The organism is Sulfurimonas sp., assembly GCF_023229025.1.
Lineage (GTDB): Bacteria > Campylobacterota > Campylobacteria > Campylobacterales > Sulfurimonadaceae > Sulfurimonas.
Genome location: NZ_JALOAA010000010.1, coordinates 13632 through 37908, shown reverse-complemented (window position 1 = coordinate 37908; position 24277 = coordinate 13632). Strand labels below are relative to the sequence as shown.

The 24277-nt window shown below is 38.0% G+C and carries 22 protein-coding genes; 18 read left to right on the top strand and 4 right to left on the bottom strand.

Features of this window, described 5'->3' with window-relative positions; all coding sequences use genetic code 11:
• The first annotated feature begins 1 nt into the window (after position 1).
• The 3 genes from M0Q20_RS03905 (at position 2) to M0Q20_RS03895 (ending at position 2644) form a co-directional block, all read left to right on the top strand.
• On the top strand, positions 2 to 445 hold the full coding sequence (locus M0Q20_RS03905) for a nucleoside deaminase (RefSeq protein ID WP_295058857.1): 444 nt from the start codon (positions 2 to 4) through the stop codon (positions 443 to 445).
• A gap of 73 nt (positions 446 to 518) precedes the next feature.
• Entirely contained in the window at positions 519 to 1781 is a 1263-nt protein-coding gene (locus M0Q20_RS03900) for a serine hydroxymethyltransferase (RefSeq protein ID WP_295058856.1), read from the top strand.
• A gap of 26 nt (positions 1782 to 1807) precedes the next feature.
• On the top strand, positions 1808 to 2644 hold the full coding sequence (locus M0Q20_RS03895) for a methylated-DNA--[protein]-cysteine S-methyltransferase (RefSeq protein WP_295058855.1): 837 nt from the start codon (positions 1808 to 1810) through the stop codon (positions 2642 to 2644).
• A gap of 27 nt (positions 2645 to 2671) precedes the next feature.
• Here the strand turns inward: M0Q20_RS03895 and M0Q20_RS03890 are convergent, their stop codons facing one another.
• The gene (locus M0Q20_RS03890; protein WP_295058854.1) at positions 2672 to 3145 is read right to left on the bottom strand and encodes a pyridoxamine 5'-phosphate oxidase family protein; all 474 of its coding nucleotides are present in this window, start codon (positions 3143 to 3145) and stop codon (positions 2672 to 2674) included.
• Between the two features lie 164 nt (positions 3146 to 3309).
• Here M0Q20_RS03890 and M0Q20_RS03885 point away from each other — a divergent pair, with 164 nt between their 5' ends.
• Positions 3310 to 4998, top strand: a complete 1689-nt coding sequence (locus M0Q20_RS03885) for a diguanylate cyclase (protein WP_295058853.1) — start codon at positions 3310 to 3312, stop codon at positions 4996 to 4998.
• A gap of 7 nt (positions 4999 to 5005) precedes the next feature.
• Here M0Q20_RS03885 and putP read toward each other — a convergent pair whose 3' ends face one another.
• Positions 5006 to 6475, bottom strand: a complete 1470-nt coding sequence (gene putP / locus M0Q20_RS03880; protein ID WP_295058852.1) for a sodium/proline symporter PutP — start codon at positions 6473 to 6475, stop codon at positions 5006 to 5008.
• Positions 6476 to 6677: 202 nt separating this feature from the next.
• The gene (mgtE, locus tag M0Q20_RS03875) at positions 6678 to 8021 is read right to left on the bottom strand and encodes a magnesium transporter (RefSeq protein ID WP_295058851.1); all 1344 of its coding nucleotides are present in this window, start codon (positions 8019 to 8021) and stop codon (positions 6678 to 6680) included.
• Positions 8022 to 8199: 178 nt separating this feature from the next.
• On the opposite strand from mgtE, the gene M0Q20_RS03870 reads away from it, so the two are divergent.
• The gene (locus tag M0Q20_RS03870) at positions 8200 to 9993 is read left to right on the top strand and encodes a copper resistance system multicopper oxidase (RefSeq protein WP_295058850.1); all 1794 of its coding nucleotides are present in this window, start codon (positions 8200 to 8202) and stop codon (positions 9991 to 9993) included.
• Positions 9994 to 10006: 13 nt separating this feature from the next.
• Positions 10007 to 10696, top strand: coding sequence for a copper resistance protein B (locus M0Q20_RS03865; RefSeq protein WP_295058849.1), 690 nt, complete (start codon positions 10007 to 10009; stop codon positions 10694 to 10696).
• 70 nt (positions 10697 to 10766) lie between these two features.
• Here M0Q20_RS03865 and M0Q20_RS03860 read toward each other — a convergent pair whose 3' ends face one another.
• Positions 10767 to 11429 carry an outer membrane beta-barrel protein gene (locus tag M0Q20_RS03860; RefSeq protein WP_295058848.1) on the bottom strand — a complete coding sequence of 221 codons (663 nt, stop codon included), beginning with the start codon at positions 11427 to 11429 and terminating at the stop codon, positions 10767 to 10769.
• A gap of 373 nt (positions 11430 to 11802) precedes the next feature.
• On the opposite strand from M0Q20_RS03860, the gene M0Q20_RS03855 reads away from it, so the two are divergent.
• Genes M0Q20_RS03855 through nuoK form a run of 12 tightly spaced genes read left to right on the top strand, consistent with a single transcriptional unit; the run spans position 11803 to position 24276 of the window.
• The gene (locus M0Q20_RS03855; RefSeq protein WP_295058847.1) at positions 11803 to 12192 is read left to right on the top strand and encodes an NAD(P)H-quinone oxidoreductase subunit 3; all 390 of its coding nucleotides are present in this window, start codon (positions 11803 to 11805) and stop codon (positions 12190 to 12192) included.
• On the top strand, positions 12174 to 12683 hold the full coding sequence (locus M0Q20_RS03850; RefSeq protein ID WP_295058846.1) for an NADH-quinone oxidoreductase subunit B family protein: 510 nt from the start codon (positions 12174 to 12176) through the stop codon (positions 12681 to 12683). The genes M0Q20_RS03855 and M0Q20_RS03850 overlap by 19 nt, the downstream gene beginning before the upstream one ends.
• On the top strand, positions 12683 to 13489 hold the full coding sequence (locus tag M0Q20_RS03845) for an NADH-quinone oxidoreductase subunit C (protein ID WP_295058845.1): 807 nt from the start codon (positions 12683 to 12685) through the stop codon (positions 13487 to 13489). Before M0Q20_RS03850 ends, M0Q20_RS03845 begins: the two co-directional genes overlap by 1 nt.
• 8 nt (positions 13490 to 13497) lie before the next feature.
• Positions 13498 to 14736, top strand: a complete 1239-nt coding sequence (nuoD, locus tag M0Q20_RS03840) for an NADH dehydrogenase (quinone) subunit D (RefSeq protein ID WP_295058844.1) — start codon at positions 13498 to 13500, stop codon at positions 14734 to 14736.
• Complete coding sequence (locus M0Q20_RS03835; protein ID WP_295058843.1) at positions 14736 to 14957, top strand: NADH-ubiquinone oxidoreductase subunit E family protein; 222 nt, start codon at positions 14736 to 14738, stop codon at positions 14955 to 14957. Before nuoD ends, M0Q20_RS03835 begins: the two co-directional genes overlap by 1 nt.
• A gap of 14 nt (positions 14958 to 14971) precedes the next feature.
• Positions 14972 to 17005 (top strand): FAD-dependent oxidoreductase, encoded by a 2034-nt coding sequence (locus M0Q20_RS03830; protein ID WP_295058842.1) that lies wholly within the window; start codon positions 14972 to 14974, stop codon positions 17003 to 17005.
• An 11-nt stretch (positions 17006 to 17016) separates the two neighbouring features.
• Positions 17017 to 19260 carry an NADH-quinone oxidoreductase subunit G gene (locus tag M0Q20_RS03825; RefSeq protein WP_295058841.1) on the top strand — a complete coding sequence of 748 codons (2244 nt, stop codon included), beginning with the start codon at positions 17017 to 17019 and terminating at the stop codon, positions 19258 to 19260.
• The gene (locus tag M0Q20_RS03820) at positions 19260 to 21746 is read left to right on the top strand and encodes an NADH-quinone oxidoreductase subunit G (RefSeq protein WP_295058840.1); all 2487 of its coding nucleotides are present in this window, start codon (positions 19260 to 19262) and stop codon (positions 21744 to 21746) included. The genes M0Q20_RS03825 and M0Q20_RS03820 overlap by 1 nt, the downstream gene beginning before the upstream one ends.
• A 3-nt stretch (positions 21747 to 21749) precedes the next feature.
• On the top strand, positions 21750 to 22736 hold the full coding sequence (nuoH, locus tag M0Q20_RS03815; protein ID WP_295058839.1) for an NADH-quinone oxidoreductase subunit NuoH: 987 nt from the start codon (positions 21750 to 21752) through the stop codon (positions 22734 to 22736).
• Positions 22737 to 22745: 9 nt separating this feature from the next.
• Entirely contained in the window at positions 22746 to 23381 is a 636-nt protein-coding gene (gene nuoI / locus M0Q20_RS03810) for an NADH-quinone oxidoreductase subunit NuoI (protein ID WP_295058838.1), read from the top strand.
• 11 nt (positions 23382 to 23392) lie between these two features.
• Positions 23393 to 23971 (top strand): NADH-quinone oxidoreductase subunit J, encoded by a 579-nt coding sequence (locus M0Q20_RS03805; protein ID WP_295058837.1) that lies wholly within the window; start codon positions 23393 to 23395, stop codon positions 23969 to 23971.
• Positions 23968 to 24276 (top strand): NADH-quinone oxidoreductase subunit NuoK, encoded by a 309-nt coding sequence (gene nuoK / locus M0Q20_RS03800; RefSeq protein ID WP_294927830.1) that lies wholly within the window; start codon positions 23968 to 23970, stop codon positions 24274 to 24276. Before M0Q20_RS03805 ends, nuoK begins: the two co-directional genes overlap by 4 nt.
• The last annotated feature ends 1 nt before the right edge of the window (position 24277 follow it).

The following is a 24277-nucleotide window of genomic DNA, read 5'->3' as shown; positions in this document are numbered from 1 at the left end:
GATGAATAACTTTATGCTCCAAGCGATAAAAGAGGCATTTGACGGTGTGAAACATAATCATGGCGGACCCTTTGGTGCAGTTGTTGTAAAAAACGGCAAGGTTATCTCAAAAGCTCATAATCAAGTTTTAAAACAAAACGATGCAACTGCTCATGCAGAGATAAATGCTATAAGAAAAGCCTCAAAAAAGCTTAATACGTTTGATCTGAGTGGATGCGAACTATATACTACATGTATGCCATGTCCGATGTGCTTGGGTGCTATAAAGTGGGCAAATATAAAAACAGTATATTATGGGGCGACAAGTGAAGATGCCGATAAGATAGGCTTTAGAGATAAAGAGTTTTATGAAAAAGAGACTTTAAAGCTAAAAAATATCGACAGAGAGGAGTGCTTAAAACCCTTTGTAGCATGGAGTGCAAAAGAGGATAAAACACTCTACTAAAATAGCAATTTTTGGATTGTTAAATCTTTTTAATTCGGTTATCCTTTTAAAAATCAAAGGTTGGAGAAAAAAGATGAGTTTTATATCAAACGCAAGCTTGGATGTTGCAGATAGTGAAGTTTTTTCAATTATTGAAAAAGAGCTAAAGAGACAAACTAATCACCTTGAGATGATTGCTAGTGAGAACTTTACAAGCCCAGCGGTTATGCAGGCAATGGGAAGTGTTTTTACTAACAAATATGCTGAGGGGTATCCATATAAGAGATACTACAGTGGTTGTGAGGAAGCTGATGCCATTGAGCAGTTGGCGATTGAGAGGGTTTGTAAAATCTTTGGTTGTACTTATGCCAACGTTCAGCCCCACTCAGGAAGTCAAGCAAATGCTGCCGTGTATGCGGCACTCCTTCAAGCAGGAGATAGAATTTTAGGTATGAATCTCTCTGATGGTGGACATTTAACTCATGGAAGCAAACCATCTTTTTCAGGTAAAAACTACTCGGCATTTTATTATGGGGTAGAGCTTGATGGAAGAATCAACTATGAGAGAGTTTTAGAGATTGCAAAAATCACTCAACCAAAAATTATAGTTTGCGGTGCTAGTGCATACGCAAGAGAGATAGACTTTAAAAAGTTCAAAGAGATAGCCGATGAGGTTGGTGCTATTTTATTTGCCGACATTGCCCACGTTGCAGGTCTTGTTGCAGCGAACGAGCATATTAGCCCATTTCCTTATGCCGATGTTGTAACAACTACTACACATAAAACTCTAAGAGGTCCAAGAGGCGGTGTGATTATGACAAATAATGAGGAGATTGCTAAAAAAATCAACTCAGCCATTTTCCCCGGAACTCAAGGTGGACCGCTTGTCCACGTTATAGCTGCGAAGGCAGTTGCATTTAAAGAGGTGCTAGATTCATCATGGAGAGAGTACGCAAAACAAGTAAAGGCAAATGCTAAAGTGCTTGAGAGAGTACTGCTTGCAAGAGGTTTTGAGCTTGTCTCAGGCGGAACGGACAATCATCTTGTTTTGGTATCATTTTTAAACAGACCTTTTTCGGGTAAAGATGCAGATGCTGCTTTAGCAGATGCGGGAATAACTGTAAATAAAAACACAGTTCCGGGAGAGAAGAGAACACCGTTTATAACCTCGGGTATCAGAATAGGAAGCCCTGCATTAACGGCAAGAGGTATGAAAGAAAAAGAGTTTGAGTTTATCGCAAATAAAATCTGCGATGTTTTAGATAATATTGAAGATAAAGTTCTCCATGCTAAAATAAACAGAGAGTTAGAAGAATTAGCTAGGAATTTTGTGATTTACAATCAATCGACTTACTAAGGTTTTTTTGAGAGTTTGGAGAGGCGATGCATACTTTTAATAGCAACTATATACAGATAGAAAAAGCAATCAAATATATTGATGAGAATTTCAAAGAGCACCCTTCAATTGATGAAGTCGCTAAAAATATCGGCATGAGCAAATACCACTTTATAAGAGTATTTAAAGAGTATGTAGGTGTTACTCCTATGCAGTTTTTACACAGCGTCACACTAAACTATGCAAAAGAGCATATAAAAGAGTCCAAATCCATACTTGAGAGCAGTTTAGATATGGGACTCTCAAGCTCAAGCAGACTGCATGAACTTTTTGTAAACCTAATCGGGGTAACTCCAAGGGAGTGGAGAGAAAAGGGCAGAGATGTTTTAATAACTTACGGATTTGGAGAAACTCCTTTTGGAGAGGCTTTGATAGGATTTACGGACAAAGGCATCTGTTATTTGGGTTTTATTGATAATAATAAAAATGAGATTTTCAGTAGATTTAAAGAGCTTTGGGAAAATGCAAATCTCTGTTTTGATGAAAAAGCCGCAAATGAGTACCTAGAAAATATCTTTATAAAAAATAAAAAATACTCCCTTTACGTAAAGGGGACAAATCTTCAAGTAAATGTCTGGAGAGCTCTTTTAAACCTGCCAAACGGGGTAGTAGCAACCTACCAAGATATAGCAAATTTTGTAGATAAACCAAAAGCAGCCAGAGCGGTAGCGAGTGCCATTGGAAAAAACCACATAGGGTATCTTATCCCCTGCCATAGAGTCATAGCTAAAAGTGGAGCTATGAGTGGCTATAGATGGGGAATTGAGCGCAAAAAAATACTGATTGCTTATGAGTCTTTAAATAAACAAAACAGAGAAGTTTAATGAACTTTAAAAGGAGAGATTTCTCCCTTATTTGTAATATCTTCCTACGCACTCTAAAATATCCACTCTTATAACAGCGGTTGTATTTATCATCTTAAGAGGCATCTCTTTATCTGCTAGATGAGGAGTGAATTTTTCTATGATTTTAGATAGTGCGATTTTTTTCTCATCAAAATCAGTTACGATTGAAGCTGTACCGTTAGCGATAATACTATTGAACTCCGTGTTTACATCGCAAGGATTTTTAACACCTTCATGCAATAAAGAGAACATCTCATCTATCTCAAAACAGACATTTTGGTTAAACGCAATGTTGTCAATTTTTTTACCCTTTGGTAAGCCGTGCATATATATTTTATCTTCAAAATATACAAAATGCATAGGCAGGATATATGGAAAACCATCTTGAGAAAAAGTTCCAAGCCGCCCAACTTCAGCTCGCAAAAATAGCTCCTCTATCTGCTCTTTGCTTAAGAGGTGTGTTTTAGTCCTATGTCTCATGTTTGCCCCTTTTTAAATATAAATTTAGCGTTAGTATAGGCAAGTTATAGAAGTTTAGTCAATCCAAAAATTGCTTATAAAATAGAGCTTAAGAGACAATAGTGTCTTATATAAACTCAATTTAGATATTATAGAGTAGTTAAATAAAATATAAGAAAAAGCATATGAGATTGGTAGTACTATTTTTATCGCTCTTTTCACTCTTATTGGCAGAGCCTGTCGTAAAAATAGATTCTGATACTTTTAGCATTACAGATTTTGAGCTAAGTTATCTTGTTGATAAAACGAATGAAGTAAAGTTTGAAGATATTAAATCTAAGCAGTTTAAGCAAGGTCCAAACAGGGACTCTTTGGGTATTAAAGTTAAAGACGTTTGGGTAAAAATAAAACTCTTTAATGAAACAAAGAGAGAACAGACTATATTTTTACATCAAGACACAGCTTTTAAATTTACAAGCATAGAGTATTTTGAAGTAGACAGTAGTGATAAACTTGTAAATCATCAAGCTATTGTTCCATATGGTCCACTTGCCAAAGAGCAACTCAACGGCGCAGATGCAGTTTTTGAGTTTTCAATCAAGCCAGATAAGTACAAGACAATATATCTGCATCAAAAAACTCCCGCCTACCATTTTTACAACTTTTTAATATATTCACAAAAAGAGTCTATTAGATATTTAATATATGAAAAAGTAGATGCAGTGCTAATCTCTGGGCTTCTTTTGGCTTTGGCTCTATACAACCTGCTCATCTTTATCTCTTCGAGGTATAGAGAGTATCTCTACTACTCTTTGTATCTCATCTCCTCAACTATGTGGATACTTTATGTCTATGGCTCATTGGCACACTATTTTCAAATATATGGGGATACTCCTGCAAGATTTAACTTTGGGATAATGTTAGCTCCCATTTTTTTAGCACTTTTTATTCAAACAATTTTTAAAACAGAAGAGAAGTATAAATTTGAGCATAAGCTATTATCTAGCATCATAGTTGTTTCGCTATTGAACTTTTTATATGGCATTGTAGATTTTACTACTGCTTTAGAGATTTTAGCTTTATCCCATAATTATGCTCTTATTGTATTTTTGTGGGTTGCTGTTAACCTCTACATAAGAGGGGATAAGCTTGTAAAAATATTTCTGTTTGCCCATACATTTTATCTATTTTTTAGCATTTATGCCCTTATGTATTTTACCGGTTTTGCGGACTCTAACTATATATCGTCTCGTGGTACAAGTATCGGTCTTATTATTGAGGCGCTACTACTCTCTTACTTGGTTGCACATAAATTTAAAATCATGGAAGAGGAAAAAGAGCAAGAGAGACTAAAACAGATAGAGTTAAAGCTCTTAGCATCAACTGACCCTATGACTAAGCTCTACAATAGAAGATATTTTACCGAGATATCTAAAGAGGTTTTAAATATCTCTAAAAGAGAGAAGAAACATCTATCTATTCTCATGATTGATATAGATAGGTTTAAGAGGGTAAACGATACTTATGGACACCAATTTGGCGATGAAGTGTTGATTAATTTATCACGGCTTCTACTTGATACTCAAAGACAAAGCGACATAGTTTGTAGATATGGAGGCGAGGAGTTTGTTATACTGCTGCCAAATACTGCACTCCAAGATGCCACTTATTTAGCCGAGAAGTTACGCAAACTAGTAGAGTCACTAACTCTCATCTCTCCAAAAAATGAAGATTTTAACTTTACGGTAAGCATAGGCGTAGCTCAAATAGATGTAGAGAATGAGGCAGATATTGAGCAGGCTTTAAAAAGAGCCGATGATGCTCTTTATGAGGCAAAAAATAGCGGTAGAAATAGAGTTAGTACTAAAAGGTAGCTGCAAGCTACGCTTTTAGTTTATCCTGAACCTCTTGAAATATCTTTTTGGAATCATCTGACGCACTCTCGCCAACTCTACTAAAGAGTAAAATAGCAATCCACGCAAAGATAAATCCAGGCAAGAGTTCGTATAGATCAAATATACCACCCTCTAGATTTTTATAGATTATGACTGTTAAAGAGCCAACTACCATTCCTGCTATTGCTCCTACTCTTGTTATGTTTTGGTTATATAGAGATAAAATCACAAGCGGTCCAAAGGCTGCACCAAAACCGGCCCAAGCGTAAGAGACGAGCTGCAAGACACTCGAATTTTCATCTGTTGAGATATACCAAGCGATGAGTGCAATAGCTATAACAGTAGCACGACCAACCCAAACAAGCTCTTTGTTGCTTGCCTCTTCTCTTAAGAGTGCATGGTAGATATCTCTTGTTAAAACTGAAGATGAAACTAGAAGTTGAGAGTCAATAGTGCTCATGATAGCAGCTAAAATAGCAGCGAGTAAGAATCCTGCAATCCAAGGGTTAAAAAGTAGTTGAGAGAGAGTTATAAAAATCTTCTCACTATCTTGTAAGTCAACTCCATTTGCCATAACATAGACAAAACCAAAGAAACCAACAGCTAGTGAGCCAAGTATTGATAATCCCATCCAAGTCATGCCTATAGTTTTTGCGCGATGCATCTCATTCTCATCTCTTATGGACATAAAACGCACCAAGATGTGAGGCTGACCAAAATATCCAAGCCCCCAAGCTAGAAGTGAAATAACTCCAATAATGGAGCTTCCTCTAAAAATATCTAGCATCTCTGCTTCATGAATATTTATGACTCTTATGGCTTCACCTAATCCGCCGACATCATATAAGACTACCATAGGCGTGATTACAAGAGCTAACATCATAAGGATACCTTGAATAAAATCTGTCCAGCTAACAGCGTTGTATCCGCCTAAAAATGTGTAAGAGACTATAATAAAACTACCGACAATTAGTGCAGTTGAATACTCTAAGTTAAATGTAGCTTCAAAAAGTTTAGCACCGCCGACAAGTCCTGAAGATGTATAGAGGGTGTAAAAAACTAAAATAACAATAGCAGTTATAACTCTTAGAGAGTTTTTGTTATCTTTAAATCTGTTTGAGAAATAATCAGGAATAGTAATAGCGTCATGAAGATAGTGAGTATAGACTCTAAGCGGTTTTGCAACGAAGTGCCAGTTCAAAAATGCTCCAATAAAAAGTCCAACAGCAATCCAACTACCAACTAAACCATCACTATACATCATCCCCGGAAGCCCTAAAAGTAGCCATCCGCTCATGTCAGATGCACCGGCACTAAGGGCTGTTACCCCCGGACCCAAGCCTCTACCACCAAGAACATAATCGCTCAAATCATCAGTTTTAAAGTAGAAGTAAAACCCAATGCCTAACATAACTAACATATATAGAGAAAATGAGATTAAAAGTGGTGTCTCCATCTATATCTTCTCCTCTGTCTCATGAAAAATTGTTTTGTCTATATCCATGTATTGATTCCTTTTTATATTTGGTCTCAGTACCTTTTTAAACTCTTCTATCTTTAATGAGTAAGGCAGTAAAAATATTTTAGTAAAATAATTACGCTTTTAGTGTATAGTTTAGCACCTTAATAACTAATAATACTACACAATCAAGAAGCTTCTAAATAACCCCAAAATACCATGATGCTATAGAGAAGTAGATTAAAACACCACTAATATCTGCTATGGAGGTAATAAGCGGAGCACTTGCTGTTGCCGGATCTAACTTGAGTTTTGTAAAGATAAATGGTAAAAGTAGTCCTATAAGGCTTCCAACTAAAACAACAATAACCATAGTTAAACATACAACAAACATAACCTCAGGGGCTCTAAAACTAGCTACAACTCCAATCGCCAATGCCATCGTTATACCGAGCAACAAAGCCACGCCTATCTCCTTTGCTATGAGCTTGTACCAGTCGGTAAGCTTAACATCTCCGATGGCTAAGGAGCGAATCATGAGCGTTGCTGATTGGGAACCGGCATTTCCTCCGCTATCTATTAGAAGCGGCAAAAAGAAAACTAAAGCAACGGTTGATTGTATAAGAGCCTCAAAGTTTGCGAGTGCCGCGCCTGAGAAGATATTCATAAAAACAAGCAGCACAAGCCAAACTATACGCTTTTTATAAAGATTAATAATGCGCTCTTTGAGGGGATTACTAATTGCTTTTGAAAAAGAACCAAATTTATGGAAGTCCTCAGTTGACTCCTCTTCTACAACATCCATGATGTCATCGATGGATACGATGCCCACAAGAGTGCCATCGGCATTTAAAACAGGAAGCGCTACTCTGTCGTAATCTTGAAATGTTGCGATAGCCTTTTCTTGGTCATCCATCGCATTAAGAGCAATAAAACGGTAATCAAGTAGCTCGGTAATTTTTTGCGTCGGTGAGGCAAGAATAAGCTCTTTGATACGCAAATCATCTAAAAGTTTTCGCTTCTCATCTACAACATAAATCACATTTAATGTTTCAGAATCTCTGCCATATTTTCTAATATGAGCAAAGGCTTCTTCTACCGTGTTGTGAGGCTTTATTGCGACATATTCAGGTGTCATCAAACGCCCGATACTATCCTTGGGATATTTAAGTAGCTGTATCGCTATCGTTTGCTCTTTTGGAGACAAAGAGTTGATAAGCCTTTGTGCTATATCTTTTGGAAGCTCTTTAAAAAGTGCGGTTCTATCATCGGGATCCATATCATTTAGTAAGAGGGAGAGCTTATGATTGCTTTGTGCTAATTTTTGAATAATTTCAAGTTGTTTCTCATGAGAAAGAAGAGAAAAAGTCTCTTTTGTCTGCGCTCTTTTTAAAAGTCTAAAGAGGATTATTTCATTTTCATCCTCTCTATATTCGATAAGATTTGCCAGATTAAAGGAGTCGTGCTCTGCTAGTAAACGCCTGAGCTTACCCCACTCTCTATTAAGCAGAAGTTCATGAAGAGTTGCTTCTAAATGCTCCATAATGCCTTCCCCCTCTTGAAAAAGTAATTAAGTTTATGATTTTATCCTAAAAATGCAAGCAAGTATTGTATCTTCTGATTTAAGAGCTACATTGCTAAAATATTTATACTTTTTACTAAAATAAGATAAGATTAAAAAGGCCTCAAAAGAGTTACAGACAAAATAGTAGGAGTCCTAGATGAGTAATAAAACTTTAAACATCTCTAGAAGAGTATTTGTAAAAGGTGTTGTAGCATCTGCGTTGGCTACCACTGTTCCTATAAGTCTAAACGCAAGCACGAAAATTTTAACTCGTAGAGATACAGAGGAGTTAAGCGCAACTGAATTTAATCTTACAATAGATAAAATAAGTGTAAACATAACAGGCGAACCGTCGGTAGCTACTGCAGTAAACTCAATGCTAGCAGGTCCAACTCTCAGATGGAGAGAGGGTGATGAAATTACCATAAACGTAACAAATAACCTTGAAGAAGATTCATCAATTCACTGGCATGGTATTATTCTCCCAGCATCTATGGATGGTGTTCCTGGGATTAGTTTTGATGGAATCCGCCCCGGGGAGACTTTTACATATAAGTTTCCAGTTGTTCAAAGTGGGACATATTGGTATCACTCACACTCTGGATTTCAAGAGCAAACAGGTGTTTATGGTGCAATAATTATAGAGCCAAAAGAGGAGATACTTGATTATGATAAAGAGTATGTCATCTTACTCTCAGATTACTCAGATGAGAAGCCATCTTCCATATATAGAAAACTTAAACTCTCAGCTGATTACTACAACTTTAATCAAAGAACTGTAGGAGATTTTCTTACAGAAGTGAGGGAAAAAGGTTTTTTTACCGCATTTAACCAGAGAAAAATGTGGAACAATATGGCTATGACGGATAGGGATTTATCTGATGTAACAGGATATACATATACCTATCTGATGAATGGGCAAAATCCGGCAACAAACTTTAAAGCAATATTTAAAAATTCTCAAAAGATAAGGCTTCGTTTTATTAACTCAGCGGCAATGACATTTTTTGATGTAAGAATCCCCGGACTTAAAATGAGGGTGGTAGCAGCAGATGGAAACTATGTTCAACCTGTAGAGGTAGATGAGTTTAGAATTGGCGTTGCAGAGACTTATGATGTAATAGTTGAGCCGGAAGATAACAAAGCTTATGCAATCTTTGCACAATCTCTTGATAGAAGCGGATATGCTCTTGGGGCTTTAACATATGATGCATCAATAGTCGCACCGACGCCCAAAATGGATGAGGTCGGTATTTTATCGCATGCTGATATGGGTATGAATATGTCTGGGATGAAAGAAGCAAAACAAGAGCATGATATGTCATCAATGAAAGAGCCTCCAAAGAAGCATGAGAGTGTTATGAAGTGTGGTGGAGGTATGGATATGTCTGCAAGTAGTTCTAAAATGGAGATGAATATGAATAACGTAAATATTCCTATAACTCCTTTAGAGGAAGATAGAGGGGTGCAAACTACCATGAGAGCAATAGACCCACAATATAGACTAAATGACCCAGGGGTTGGATTAAGAGCAAACGGCAGAAAAGTTCTAACGTATGCTGATTTAAGATCTCTAGCACCTACAACACATGACAGATATCCGGATAGAGAAATCATACTAAGGTTAACCGGCAATATGCATAGATATATATGGACTATCAACGGCATAGCATATAAAGATGCAAAACCGCTGGAGTTTAAATATGGGGAGAGATTAAGGATTACATACATTAATGACACAATGATGAATCACCCTATGCACCTTCATGGAATGTGGAGTGATTTAGAGACGGGAGATGATAATCATTTACCTAGAAAACATACTGTTATAGCACAACCAGGTTCAAAAATAAGCTTTCGCGTAAATGTAGATGCAAAAGGTTCTTGGGCTTATCATTGTCACCTTCTTTATCATATGAGAGATATGTTTAGAAAAGTTGTAGTGCTTTAGGGTGGGAGTTATTATGAAAAATTTATTATTAGCAGCAGTATTAGCATTAGTCTTGAGTAAATCTGCATTTGCGGATGGAAGTGGTGGAGATATTTTAAGAGCAACTGTTATGGTAGATAAGTTAGAGTATCAGTTTAATGATGAAAAAGCAACTGCTTGGGAGAGTTATGCCTATGTGGGGTATGATTTAAACAAGATTTATATCTATAGTGAAGGAGAAAAGGTTGATAATGTAAGTTCACTTAAGAGTGAGAATCAGCTAGTTTATTCTCGAGCAACAACGCCTTACTGGGATGTTCAACTTGGGGTTGCTTATGATAAAACAGAAGAGTCAGACAAAACTTGGGGTGTGATAGGTGTTCAAGGTTTAGCTCCATACTTTTTTGAAATAAGAGCAGTTGTATTAGTAGGCGATGAAGGAAATATAGGTTTTAGAGCAGAAGCCGAATATGAAGCACTTTTTACTCAAAAACTAATTCTGACACCCAGTATAGAGATGGAAGCATACTCAAAAGATAACTTAGAGATGGGTATAGGAAGCGGTTTTTCAAACCTTACTTTAGGAGCGAGACTTAGATATGAGTTTGTAAGAGAGTTTGCTCCCTATATAGGAATACAATGGAGTAAAAATTTTGGTAATACGGATGACGTTGTACCATTAGATGAAGTTTATATAACTACGGGATTTAGATTTTGGTTTTAAGAAGCGGTGTATACTTTAGTACTAAAATTAAAAACAAAAGAGCTTCTAAGGCTCTTTTGTAATTAAAGTTTTAAAATATATAATTTACACCCAATAAAATAGAGTGATCTGTAAACTCAGCTTTTATATCCGTGTAGTCTCCACTATTATCTAAATACATATGTCGTTTGTCAATATCTTCTGCAAAACGGTAGCTGTACTCAGCAGTTATATTTATATTTGAGGTGATGGAATACTCCATACCTAAACCTAAAATAAAAAGGTCTAAGGAGTTACTAAATGTACCATTTTGAATTTCTGTACTACCCCTGATAGCGTGATCAACATCAATTCTTCCATATCCAAAACGCCCTGTTACATAAGTTTTGGGTGTAAATTCGTAACCGCCTTTATAGCTTAGCTCATATGATTCATTAGTATAAAAACTGCCGCCTAAATTTGATGAAGAGTTTACCACATAATTTCCTTCGCCGTTTGTATCTTTAAATGAGAACTCCAGACCATGAAAACTATTTTCTAGATATACACGCCATCCCGCATGCAAATCATATATTGCACCAACCTCACCAAGTGACATACTTGTTACTCTCCCAGCATCGTTACTTCGTGAATCTACAGACGGTATGTTTATCCCTAAGTTTGCGCCTACATAAAACTTTCCACTCTCTAGAGTTTGAGCAAAAGCCAAAGAACCTGTTAGCAATAAAACTGCTGCTGTTTTAGAAAAATACATTAGAACTCCTTTTTATTCTTAATTAGGTAAGTAGAGTATAACTCCTAAATACTTTTGAGTACCTTACTAGACTCTCGTCCATAATTAAACAATTAAAATACTTTTTTTATATATCTTGAGAAATGAAAAATGTCACTTTACAATAATTCTCTTTTATTTGTGTTTCTGATTTACACATTGCATAGAATAAGTCAGAAAAATATGTAGTATTTAGTAACACAGACTTCTTCAAATAGCGCCTTAATGTTTTATTTAATACTCTTTTTGCTACAATCCCCCTAACTGTTTTTTCTAAAAATATATGAAAATATTTAAGTCAAACGGCTTATGTTTTTATGCGTTTTAAAAAATAATTATAATAAAGGTAGGTTATATGGAGCATGTAGTGACTTCAAATCCTTATTTCGGGGTATTTGTACTTTTCCTTCTAACATTCGGTGCATTTATAGTAACAACAATAATAGCGCGTTTGGCAAGTCGTGCGTTAGCGGCTAAAAGTAATGAAAAAATTAAACTCTCAGTTTATGAGTGTGGACCTGAGGTTACAAAACAGCCAAACAGAATCTCTCCGCAGTTTTATCTATTTGCACTGCTTTTTTTACTATTTGATGTAGAGATAATCTTTATGTTTCCTTGGGCTGTTGATTTTAAACTGCTTGGATGGTTCGGTTTTGCCGAGATGTTAATGTTTATACTGCTTTTAACGATAGGTTTTATTTATGCATGGAAAAAAGGAGCGCTTGAATGGCACAACATAAAATAAATTATACGCAAAACGGTGGTTTGCCGGTTGCACTTACAAGCATAGACAAGATTGTAAACTGGGGACGTTCAAACTCGATTTGGGCTCTAACTTACGGTCTTGCATGCTGTGGTATTGAGATGATGGCTTCGGGTGCTTCAAGATATGACTTCGATAGATTTGGAACAATCTTTAGAGCATCTCCTCGTCAAGCAGACGTTATGATAGTTGCAGGAACGCTTACAAAAAAACATGCAGAGTTTATTAAAAGACTTTATGATCAGATGACTGAGCCAAAATGGGTTATCTCTATGGGTTCATGTGCAAATACGGGTGGAATGTTTAACACTTACGCTACTGTTCAAGGGGTAGATAGAATCATCCCGGTTGATTTGTATCTTCCGGGTTGTGCTCCTCGTCCTGAGACGCTTCAATATGGAGTAATGCTACTTCAGAAAAAAATTCGTGCCAACAAAGCTTCAAGAGCACAAACTGCTAAAAGGTTGATGTAATGAGAGCTTATAAACCTAAAGATAATGTACAGGCAAAAGCCTACTATACCGATAGATACTATGTCTCTCCACAAGTTCCGAAACTACATGTAGAGAGTGATGAGATTTTTGCCGCAGATTTAGAGGCTATAAAAGCAAAAGTAGATGTTCTTGATGCCTATATCCAAGTTGAGCAGATGGTTGTTTTTATCAACCCTTCTGATAACTATAAAGTACTAGAGCTTTTAAGAGATGAGTGCGACTATACTCAACTAAGCGAGATGAGCGCAATTGACTGGCTTGCAGATAGAGGCGGTTTTGAGATTTTTTATCAGATGCTTAGTATGAACAAACGCAAGCGCATTCGTATAAAGATGTTCATTAACAAGGGTGAAGCGGTAAATAGCGTTGAGAAGCTTTTTCGCTCAGCTGACTGGTCTGAACGTGAGATGTTTGATATGTTTGGTATTGAAGCAAACGGACACCCGTTTATGAAAAGAATTCTTATGCCATATGATTGGCAAGGATATCCACTTCTAAAAACATATCCGCTTCAAGGCGATGAGTTTGCTGCATGGTATGAAGTTGACAAGATTTACGGAAAAGAGGCGCGCGATATTATAGGGCCTGAACTTCGTGACACCGCAAAAGTCGATAGATATGACTCTGAGCGATTTGCACGTCTTGGACATGAGGTGCCTAAGGGAACTAAGATTACCGGTAATGAGCCTAAGAATGAGCAGAATTATCAAGAAGAGGGCGGCGTATTTATGATTAAAAAATTTGATAAAAAAGATTCGGTTGTCGTTGACGACCCTCAAAGATAGGTGGTGACATGCAAGTAAAAAATAGATTAACCCCGTTTTTTGAAAATATTACCTTTGATCGAGAAGATAATGAGATGATACTCAACTTCGGTCCTCAGCACCCTTCTGCTCACGGACAACTTCGTTTAATGCTTCACCTTCAACAAGAGATGATTGTAAAAGCACATCCGGATATCGGATATCTTCACCGTGGTATGGAGAAGATGGCTGAAAATATGATTTATAATGAGTTTATGCCCACAACAGACCGTATGGACTACATTGCTTCATCTTCAAACAACTATGGATTTGCTCTTGCGGTTGAGAAGCTAATCGGTCTTGAAGTGCCACGCCGCGCTAAAGTAATTCGTATGATGCTTCTAGAGATTAACCGCTTGATGAGTCACCTCTTTTGGTTAGCAACTACTGCACTTGATATCGGTGCTATGACGGTTTTCCTTTTTGCATTTCGCGAGAGAGAATATCTTATGGATATCATCGAAGGATATTGTGGAGCGAGACTTACTCACGCCGCTATCCGTATAGGCGGTGTTCCGCTTGATATTCAAGATACATTTATCGCTCAGCTCAAAACATTTTTAGATAAACTTCCTCAAAATATCAAAGATTATGAAGATCTTCTTGACACTAACCGTATCTGGCTTATGAGAATGGAAGAGGTTGGAGTAATATCTAAAGAGATGGCACTTTCATGGGGATGTACAGGACCAATGTTAAGGGCTAGCGGTGTTGCTTGGGATATTCGTAAAGAGGAGCCGTATGAGCTTTATGATGAAGTAGAGTTTAAAGTGCCATATTCAGATAAGGGTGACAACTTTGCAAGATACCGCATCTATATGGAAGAGATGAGAGAGTCTGCAAAGATTCTTTATCAAACTATAGACATGTATGAAGAGTGTGTTAAGAGTAATCAAACCGAGTTGATGGCTCATGCGCCTAAATATGTCTCTGCTCCAAAGCTTGACATAATGACGCAGAACTACTCCTTGATGCAGCACTTTGTTCTTGTTACTCAAGGTATGAGACCACCTGTTGGAGAAGTTTACGTAGCGACTGAGTCTCCAAAAGGGGAGCTTGGTTTTTACATCAACTCTCAAGGCGGACCTTATCCATACAGACTTAAACTTCGTGCACCGTCATTTTGGCATACAGGAATTTTAACTGATCTTCTACCGGGGCACTATATTCCGGATGTCGTTTCAATAATCGGTACGACAAATATCGTATTTGGAGAGGTTGATCGCTAATGAAAAGATATGATTTAAGACACTTAAAGGATGGTTTTGAGCCTAGAATGAGAGAGATTTTAGCAACTCATAAAGCTGGTGAGGTAGCAATTTTTTTATTTGAAATCGGGGATTTTTCTCCGATTCAAAGATCGGCAGATCTGGTAAAAGAGTGCGGATATGAGTTATTAAACTCTTTAAAGTTTAACGAAGTCGACTGGACTATCGTAACAAAAAAATAAGTGGGATTTGAATTTTGAGTAAAGTATATTTTTCTACTTGGAACGGTGAGTTTATCAACAACATCAACAAGCCGCAAGAGGAGTGGGAAGAATCAGCTTACAATCTGCCCGCGCAGTATGATAGTCACCGTGAATCTAGAGCTTTTATAGGCTGGGACGGCGTGGCACTTTTTGATGAAAATGTAGATGTCATCCGTCTGGCAATGGAGTATGCAGCACAGTATCAGGAGTATTCTGAAGCGTGTGGAAGATGCGCACCGGGACGTTGGGGTGGACGAATTTTATATGATCAACTAGATAAGATTGCTCGCGGAGAGGGAAGCATAGCTGATTTGGACCATCTAAAAGAGATCGGTAAAAGTATGCAGATTACTTCAAAGTGTGAGATTGGAAAAACCGTTCCAAATCCAATAATTGATCTTATGACTCATTTTGAAGATACTTTTTTAGAGTGCATAAATGAGCAGAAGCCATCAAAACATTATCATGAGACAATAGGTTATATCGCAAAGATTACATCACCTTGTTCTGATGCTTGCCCTTCTCATGTAGATATTCCTGCATACATTGAGGGAGTAAGAGACCTTAGGATGGATGATTCTCTTATTGCAACTCGCCAAACTATGCCGTTAGCGCATGTTTGTGGGCGTGTATGTCCACATCCATGTGAAGATGCATGTCGCCGCAGTAACCTTGATGAGCCTATATCTATTATGGCACTCAAGCGTCTTGGTGCAGATTGGGAGACCGACCACGGATATGATTTCTTTCACCCTATGGAGAAAAAACCAAACGTAGGCAAAAGAGTTGCGGTTATCGGTGCAGGTCCTGCAGGACTAACTACTGCTTACTATCTTGCGGCAGAGGGCGTGGATATTGATGTTTATGAGGAGCTTCCTGTTTTAGGCGGTGAAGTTGCCGTAGGTGTTCCTGAGTATAGAATGCCGATTGATAAGTACAATCAAGATATAGAGTGTGTAAGAGATATGGGAGTTAACTTTATAACTAACTCTAAGATAAATGCCGATGACATGAGAAGGTTTGAGAGCGAGTATGATGCAATTATGGTTGCAACCGGAACTAGAATCTCAAAAAAAGTTTACTGTAACAACGAAAGAGCGGAGATAAAAGGGTACTGGGGCGCAATAGACTTCCTCGATAAAGTAAACCTTTATGAGAAGTATGGTTATGAAATCTCAAAAGAGGAGCAAGAGAAGAACCTTTTAACAACTCCATATGTTGATTTAACAGGTAAAACTGTTGTCTGTGTAGGAGGCGGTTTTACTTCTATGGATGTTGTAAGATGTGCAATTCGTGCAAATGCGAAAAAAGTTTATATGATATATCGTAGAGATGAGAAAACAATTATTCGCAATACTACTTATGAAGAGTACCATGAGGCAGTAGAAGAGGGAGTTGAGTTTTTGTTTCACTCCGCAGTAGCTGATTTAAGAGATGAAGATGATGTAGTTAAATCTCTCTTGATAGATAAGTTTGAGTTAGTTCCAAATCCTGATGGAGGACGTGCAGAGCTTGTTAAAATCGAGGGTGCTTCATATGAGATAGAGGCTGATTATCTTATCCCTGCAGTTTCTCAATCAGCTGATTTACAGCTTCTTCCTGAAGAGTGGGAGATTGAGAAGACTTCATGGGCGACTATTAAGACAAATGGCAAGGATTACATGACATCTCGCAAGGGTATCTTTGCTTCTGGGGATTGTGAATATGGTCCTATGACTATTGTCAATGCCGTAGGACAAGCAAAACGTGCAGCATCTGTTATAGCGCGTTATGTGCAAACCGGTGAGATTACTTTAACAGACGAAGAGATTATGGAAGACCATCTTAGAAAGCTTCGTGTTTATGATAAAAAAGAGAAAATCACAGGATGGATGGCCGGAGTTCCTAGAGAGCATAGTCAAGTTCTTGAAGTAGAAGATCGTAAATACAACAACAAAGAAGTTAATTTGGGATTTACCCAAGAAGAGGCGCTAAGTGAAGCAGAGCGCTGTATGCGTTGTTACTATATAGCAATGGTGCAGGCATAAGGATGGGCGAGATGAATAAAGAGATTAATTTTAAAATTGATGGTATCTCGGTAGTTGCAAAAAAAGGCGAGACAATACTAACAGTAGCTCGAAAAAATAGCATCTATATCCCAACAATGTGCTATATCTCCAAGACAACTCCATGTGCATCATGTCGTATGTGCGTTGTTGAAGCAAGCGGTATGGATGGTTTTGTTCTTAGCTGTAACACACCGCCTGTCGAGGGTATAGAGATAACTACAAACTCTCAAGCGCTTAATCATGAGCGAACAAACATTATGAAACTTTATGATGTTAACCACCCTTTAGAGTGTGGTGTTTGTGATAAATCAGGAGAGTGTGACCTTCAAAATAAGACTCTAGAGTTTGATGTAGAGCGTCAAAGTTTCTCTGCTCGTGACCAGCTTCGCCCTTTGAAAAAGTGGGGACTTATCGACTATGAGCCTTCGCTTTGTATTATGTGTGAGAAGTGTGTTCATGTCTGTAATGAGGTTATAGGTGACGATGCTATCGAGATACAGCTAGGTGGTTATAAATCTACTATAGTTCCAAAAGGAAGCGACGTTCTTGATTGTACATTCTGTGGTGAGTGTATTGCAGTTTGTCCTGTTGGCGCGCTTACAAGCAGCGGTTTTAAGTATAGAGCAAATGCTTGGGAGCTTAACCGTGTTCCTGCGACATGTGCGCACTGTTCTGCCGGATGTCCGCTTGAGTATGAGACTAGACACAGCTCTATTAATGGCGATGATGAGATATATAGAGTTAAAAACAACTTTGAGTTTACCTCCCTTTGCGGAGCAGGACGATTTGGTTTTGACTTTGATAATAAAGCCATAAAAGATGAGAGTGCATTTAATAGTGCTATAGAGGCTCTTAAGGAGGCAAAGGCTATTAGATTTTCTTCAATAATAACAAATGAAGAGGCGCATATACTGGAGCTTTTAAAAGATAAGCTCGGCATAAAATTATTTAATGAAGATGCAAGAGTCTTTGCAGAGTTTATGAAATCATACAGCTCTATAAGCGGTAAGCTGCATCACAGCGGCTCTCTTGATGCAATCAAGCAATCAGACGCGGTGATAGTTATAGGGAGTAGAATAGCAACTGACAATCCGGGTGTTAGATATGCTATGACAACCGCTGCAAAACATAACGGTGCAAAGATCGTTTATGCGCACCCTATGGAAGATGCTCTGATGCAAAATGTTACTACCCAGATGATGAAGTACGAAGTGGGAACTGAAGAGGGTGTTATGGCACTTCTGGCTCACTCAATACTTAAAGATGCAGACTTAGATGACAAAGAGAGAGCATTTTTTGAGGATTTAGATTTTGGTTATTTGTACGCAGAGACAAACATTGGAGAAGAGGAGTTCTCTTTAATGATGAAATCTTTCTCAAGGGCTAAAAAACGAACACTTATAATAGGCAACGACCTTATAGCTCATGAGAGAGCTGCAAATATCGCTAAACTTGCGGCACTTATCGAGAAGTACAGCGACTTCTCTTTAGTTGTTGTTCCTCGTGAGGTAAACACTCTTGGCGTATCGCTTATTAACTCACTAGATCGTGATGAGGATATCTCAAATGTAGTGGGATACAATGCAAAAGGTTCATTTGTAATCTCCTCATTAGATGGTGCCCACTTGGCAGTACCGGCACTAAATCAACAAGAAGGGACGGTAGTAAGCATAGATAACAGAGTGCTTCCTACAAATGTTTCACTTGAGTTTGATGGATATATCCTAAATGATATAGCTCGCTCTTTTGGTATTGAAAAAGAGGAGACTGTTGAGTATACAAAAGAGTTAAGCAAGAGCGCCGGTTTTAAAGAGGTAGCTTTTGATGATTTAGAGAACTTCTTATCGTCAATGGGTGAAGATAACCGCGGTTATCTGCTTGATGAGGTTTTTTGTGAAGCAAACGCAGAGCTTGAAGAGCTTGATGACCTGCCTGAGTTTAACGGTACGATTATCTACCACTGCGACCCTGTACTGCAGTTTAATAACTACACTCTAAAAGCTCAGCAACTTCCTAAGGACAACTTCCTACATGGCTCTGCTCAATTTAGCGTAGCTGCTAGGATAAGCGACGGGGATATAGTTGAGATTAGCTTTGGGGGAAGAAAAATCCAGAGAAAATTTAAGTTAGATGATGAACTTAAAGGAACTGTAGCTCTAAATCCTACATTTGACATAAGTGTAGATGCAGGTAGATACAGATTTGAAAAATCAAAAATAGCGAGAGTAATGTAATGAGTAAAATTACTATAAACATTGATGGGAAAGATGTTCAGACGCAAGAGGGTGAGTATATACTCAATGCCGCTCGTGCAAATGATATCTTTATACCGGCAATATGCTACTTGACAAGATGTAGTCCTACGCTTGCATGTAGATTATGTCTAGTTGAAGCAGACGGCAAGCAGGTATATGCTTGTAATGCGAAGTCAAAAGAGGGTATGAGTGTTGTAACATCTACCGAAAATATTATAAAAGAGCGTCGCGCTATTATGGAGGTTTATGATGTAAACCACCCGTTGCAGTGCGGTGTTTGTGACCAATCCGGGGAGTGTGAACTTCAAAATTATACTCTGGAGATGGGCGTAGATGCACAGAACTATGCCGTTAAAGATGTAGATAGAAGCGATATTGACTGGGGACATATTCACTACAATCCGGGTCTATGTATCGTTTGTGAGAGATGTGTGACTGCATGTAAAGATATGATTGGTGACAACTCGCTCAAAACCGTACCTCGCGGTGCCGATGCACTAGAAGCTGAATATAAAGAGAGTATGCCAAAAGATGCATACGCTATGTGGAACAAGTTAAATAAATCTCTTATAGGCTTAACAAGCGGTGAAGAGATGCTTGATTGTACTAGTTGTGGTGAGTGTGCTGCGGTTTGTCCTGTTGGCGCACTAGTAGATACTCACTATATATACACTACAAATGCGTGGGAGTGCAAACAGATTCCTGCAACATGCGGACACTGTTCTGCTGGATGCCAGATAAGTTATGACGTAAAACATACAAGCATTGATAACACAGATGATAAAATTTACCGTGTTATGAATGAGTGGAATTATGTTTCACTTTGTGGCGCGGGAAGATACGGATTTGATTATCAAAATAGAGTTGAAGCTAAAGACGAGGCGGCATTTGCAAATGCAGTAGAAGCGTTTAAAAAAGCAGATACGATAAAGTTTACTTCTACTATTACAAATGAAGAGGCTTTAGTGCTTCAGAAGCTAAAAGAGAAGTATGGCTATAAACTTGTAAACAGTGAGGCAAAAGCGTTTCAGACATTCTTAAAAAATTACAGCGAAATTAGCGGAACAAAACTTTACGGTTATGACCTTGAAGCAACACACAATGCAAACTTTGTCATCTCGGTAGGAACTGCTATTAAAAGTGACAATCCAAATGCAAGATATGCGTTAAATAACTCTATGACCGTCAACAAGGGTGCAGGACTTTACTTCCATCCTGTAAAAGATCCTGTTATTGAAGGGCTTGGCAAGAGTATCATGACTATGTATCACGCTCCACTTCAAGAAGAGATAGTTTTGTATCTGATTCTTGATTTATTTGGGGATAAAGAGAGACTGCCTTCAGAGATAGTTGAGTATCTAGCTTCATTTCACTCAACAAAAACTATAACCGTTGAAGAGGTAATTAAAGAAGAGATTACCGAAATAGTTAAGGTTATGAAGAAAAATGAAGAGACGGGCGAAGAGGAAGAGGTAGAGGAAGAGAAGAAGAAGATGGTTCCTAAAAAAGTATCAAAAGAGGTTGAAGTAGATGATAACCGTCTTTTAGAGATTTTAGGTGCTGATGATAATTTTATGGAGACACTAGAGAAAAACCTTAAGAAAAAAGATACCTTTGCTCTTATTGCAGGACCGGACTTATATACTCATCCAAACTCGAAAAACCTTGCACGTCTTTTAGCGCTTATTGAGAAGTATAGTCCGTTTGAGTTAACTATGATACCTACGCTTACAAACTCGCTAGGTGTTGCACTTATATGTGAGCTTGATGATGAAGTCGGTTCATATACGGTAGGTTATAACACAAAAGGCGACTTTACGCTCTCAGCTTTAGGTGATGGTGATTTAGATATGCCTGCTATCAATCAGCAAGAGGGAACATTAACTAGTATAAACAAGAGAGCTAACCCTACAAATGCCGCTATCGGTTACAACGGTTATGAGCTAAACGACATAGCAAATGCTCTTGGTTTAAAAGCTGAGCTTGTTATTGAATATACCAAAATGCTTCCTGTAGAACAAGGGTTTAGAGCAGAAGAGTTTGATGATTTGCCAAATCACTACGACAATGACGGCACTGAACATCGTGGCTATCTTCTAGACAATATTGCAGTTGCGCAAAGTGGAGATGAGAGTGTAGAGAAATTTAATGAAGATAAACTAGAGGGAACTCTGATTTATATGGCAAACCCTGTAAGACAGTTTACTCCTTTTACATACAAGACTACAAACCTTGATGAGGTAAGCGGTGTCTATATGAGTGAAGAGTTCTTAAGTACATCTGATTTTAATGAGGGAGATATTGTGAGAGTTAAGAGCGATAGCGGTGAACTTGTAGCAAATATTGTAAGTGATAATAAAATAAGCGGCGACATCATACTGTTACCGACATTTGATTCTAAAATAAATTCAGAGGCACTGTTTAGCTCATACCGCTTTACAACAGCTTCGATTGAAAAGGTGTAATATATGGAAACAGCATATTTGATTGAGACAGTTATAAAAATTGTCGTAATTTTACTCATATTTTCTGCATTAGCGGGAATCGGAACATATTTTGAGAGAAAAGTTCTTGCATTTATGCAGCGTCGTTTAGGACCTGTAAATGTTGGACCTTTTGGACTACTTCAAGTTGCGGCTGATGGTATTAAACTCTTCACAAAAGAGGATATCGTTCCAAAAAACGTAGTCGGCAGAATATTTAAAATTGCACCTGTAATTACAGCAGCAACTGCTTTTATGGCTGCAGCTGCTATCCCTTTTCTACCATCTTTTACACTCTTTGGATATGAAGTTCACCCGATAGTCGCAGATATTAATATCGGAATTTTATATATACTTGGAGTCATGGGTATTGGCTTATATGGTCCGCTCCTTGGCGGTATGGCTTCTGCAAATAAATTTTCACTTCTCTCAGCTGCACGTGGTGCGGCTATATTTATCTCATATGAGGTAATTACAGGATTATCGATCTTAGCTCCTATTATGATGGTTGGCTCACTCTCTTTAATTGACTTTAATGAGTATCAAGCAGGTGGAATTACTGACTGGATAGTATGGTCTCAGCCGGTAGCATTTATCCTTTTTTGGATAGCGGCATTTGCCGAAACCGGTCGTACCCCGTTTCACCTAATAGCAAACGACCATGAGATTATTGACGGTTTTGGAACAGAGTACTCAGGTATGAGATGGGGACTTTTCTTTATAGGCGAGTATGCAAATATGTTCTTTATCTCTTTTGTTATGGCTCTTATCTTCTTGGGTGGATATGGAGACGGAAGTTTCTTGGGAGCACTTGGATTGTTAGCTAAAGTTGCGTTCTTTTTCTTCTTTTTCTTATGGACAAGAGCAGCTTGGCCTGATGTAAGACCAGACCAATTGATGTGGTTGTGTTGGAAAGTTTTAATGCCTATAGCAGTGATAAATATAGTTATCACCGGTATAGTAATGATGTAAGGGATAGATATGCATAACGAACAGATAGAAGAACATTTTAAAAACAGAAATGTCACGGAGATAGATAGCAACTACTATATGGTAGATATTGCGCCTTATCCTACAGATGGATGGGGTAAGTTTAAAAGAGTACTCAAAAGAAGCTTTAGAGGTGAACTTTTTGTAGGTCTATGGGTAGTTCTGCGTGAGATGATAAAGTTTGATACTCACACGATAAAGTACCCTGAGGAGAAGATGCCAATTGGTCCTAGATACCGTGCTGTACATGAGATGAAAAGACTTTGGGAGTCAGACACTGAGCGCTGCATTGGGTGTGGTCTTTGTGAGAAGATTTGTATAAGTAACTGTATTAGAATAGATACAAAACTAGATGAGAACTCTCGTAAAGAGGTAACCGAATATAGCATCAACCTCGGTCGCTGTATCTTCTGCGGTTACTGTGCAGAAGTTTGTCCGGAGCTTGCGATTACTCACGGCGGAGAGTATGAAAATGCATCTGATCAGAGAGAGCACTACATAATGTATCAAGACATGTTAACGCCACTAGATAAGATGAAAGCCGGAACTCAGTTAGAGTTTGAAGGTTTTGGCGCAGTTACACCACATGAAGATGAGCGTGTTAAAAAAACACCTCTAGCATATTAAGGAGTTTGGTTATGTTTGAAGCAGTTGCATTTTATCTGTTTGCCTTTTTGACTATTTCGATGTTTTATATAGCGGTGACAACTTCACAAGCGTTATACGCTCTATCGGCATTAGCGGCAGGTATGATTTTTATATCGGCATTTTTCTTTATTTTAGGTGCTGACTTTTTAGGTGCGGTACAAATCGTTGTTTACTCAGGTGCGGTCATGGCTCTTTATGCTTTTGGTATGATGTTTTTTGATACGACAAGAGATGTAAAAGAGAAGCAGGGTAACAAAGCTATAGTTATTGGCTTAAGTGTAATCAGTGCTGTTTTGGTTGTTCTTATTGTTTCTGCTCCTATCATTGGCAGTAATATTGAGGCATTCTATCCTGTTACAGAGGGTGCAGGTAATGTTCAAGAAGTAGGTATGGTTCTCTTTACGAAGTACCTTGTTCCGTTTGAGGTAGCTGCTGTAATGCTTTTAGTTGCTATGATTGCCGGAATCGTACTTGCCGGAAAGAAAATGGATCTCTCTCTTACTCTTATGAATGAACAAGAGATTTTAGAAATGAGAGAAGAAAGTAAAAGTAAGAAGGTGCTCCCATGATGGAAATAGGACTTAATCACTATCTTGTACTCTCAACAATCCTTTTTGCAATAGGTTTAGTTGGAGTTATGAGAAGAAAGAATCTGCTTATGCTCTTTTTTGCGACGGAGATACTTTTAAACTCCGTAAATATCTCTTTTGCTGCAATTTCACACTACTATGGTGACTTGACCGGGCAGATGTTTGCATTTTTTGTAATAGCTATTGCTGCATCAGAAGTTGCAGTAGGTCTTGGTCTTTTAATTGTTTGGCATAAAAAACATAACAATATAGATCTTGACAGTATGTCAACGATGAGAGGATAAA

Excerpts from the sequence above, each read along its gene's own strand:
- M0Q20_RS03825 (WP_295058841.1), top strand. The coding sequence starts at position 17,017 with ATGAATAAAGAGATTAATTTTAAAATTGATGGTATCTCGGTAGTTGCA.
- nuoK (WP_294927830.1), top strand. The coding sequence starts at position 23,968 with ATGATGGAAATAGGACTTAATCACTATCTTGTACTCTCAACAATCCTT.
- M0Q20_RS03885 (WP_295058853.1), top strand. The coding sequence starts at position 3,310 with ATGAGATTGGTAGTACTATTTTTATCGCTCTTTTCACTCTTATTGGCA.
- M0Q20_RS03850 (WP_295058846.1), top strand. The coding sequence starts at position 12,174 with ATGGCACAACATAAAATAAATTATACGCAAAACGGTGGTTTGCCGGTT.
- M0Q20_RS03820 (WP_295058840.1), top strand. The coding sequence starts at position 19,260 with ATGAGTAAAATTACTATAAACATTGATGGGAAAGATGTTCAGACGCAA.
- M0Q20_RS03865 (WP_295058849.1), top strand. The coding sequence starts at position 10,007 with ATGAAAAATTTATTATTAGCAGCAGTATTAGCATTAGTCTTGAGTAAA.
- nuoH (WP_295058839.1), top strand. The coding sequence starts at position 21,750 with ATGGAAACAGCATATTTGATTGAGACAGTTATAAAAATTGTCGTAATT.
- M0Q20_RS03805 (WP_295058837.1), top strand. The coding sequence starts at position 23,393 with ATGTTTGAAGCAGTTGCATTTTATCTGTTTGCCTTTTTGACTATTTCG.
- mgtE (WP_295058851.1), bottom strand. The coding sequence starts at position 8,021 with ATGGAGCATTTAGAAGCAACTCTTCATGAACTTCTGCTTAATAGAGAG.
- M0Q20_RS03835 (WP_295058843.1), top strand. The coding sequence starts at position 14,736 with ATGAAAAGATATGATTTAAGACACTTAAAGGATGGTTTTGAGCCTAGA.
- M0Q20_RS03860 (WP_295058848.1), bottom strand. The coding sequence starts at position 11,429 with ATGTATTTTTCTAAAACAGCAGCAGTTTTATTGCTAACAGGTTCTTTG.
- putP (WP_295058852.1), bottom strand. The coding sequence starts at position 6,475 with ATGGAGACACCACTTTTAATCTCATTTTCTCTATATATGTTAGTTATG.
- nuoD (WP_295058844.1), top strand. The coding sequence starts at position 13,498 with ATGCAAGTAAAAAATAGATTAACCCCGTTTTTTGAAAATATTACCTTT.
- M0Q20_RS03900 (WP_295058856.1), top strand. The coding sequence starts at position 519 with ATGAGTTTTATATCAAACGCAAGCTTGGATGTTGCAGATAGTGAAGTT.
- M0Q20_RS03870 (WP_295058850.1), top strand. The coding sequence starts at position 8,200 with ATGAGTAATAAAACTTTAAACATCTCTAGAAGAGTATTTGTAAAAGGT.
- M0Q20_RS03895 (WP_295058855.1), top strand. The coding sequence starts at position 1,808 with ATGCATACTTTTAATAGCAACTATATACAGATAGAAAAAGCAATCAAA.
- M0Q20_RS03890 (WP_295058854.1), bottom strand. The coding sequence starts at position 3,145 with ATGAGACATAGGACTAAAACACACCTCTTAAGCAAAGAGCAGATAGAG.
- nuoI (WP_295058838.1), top strand. The coding sequence starts at position 22,746 with ATGCATAACGAACAGATAGAAGAACATTTTAAAAACAGAAATGTCACG.
- M0Q20_RS03845 (WP_295058845.1), top strand. The coding sequence starts at position 12,683 with ATGAGAGCTTATAAACCTAAAGATAATGTACAGGCAAAAGCCTACTAT.
- M0Q20_RS03855 (WP_295058847.1), top strand. The coding sequence starts at position 11,803 with ATGGAGCATGTAGTGACTTCAAATCCTTATTTCGGGGTATTTGTACTT.
- M0Q20_RS03905 (WP_295058857.1), top strand. The coding sequence starts at position 2 with ATGAATAACTTTATGCTCCAAGCGATAAAAGAGGCATTTGACGGTGTG.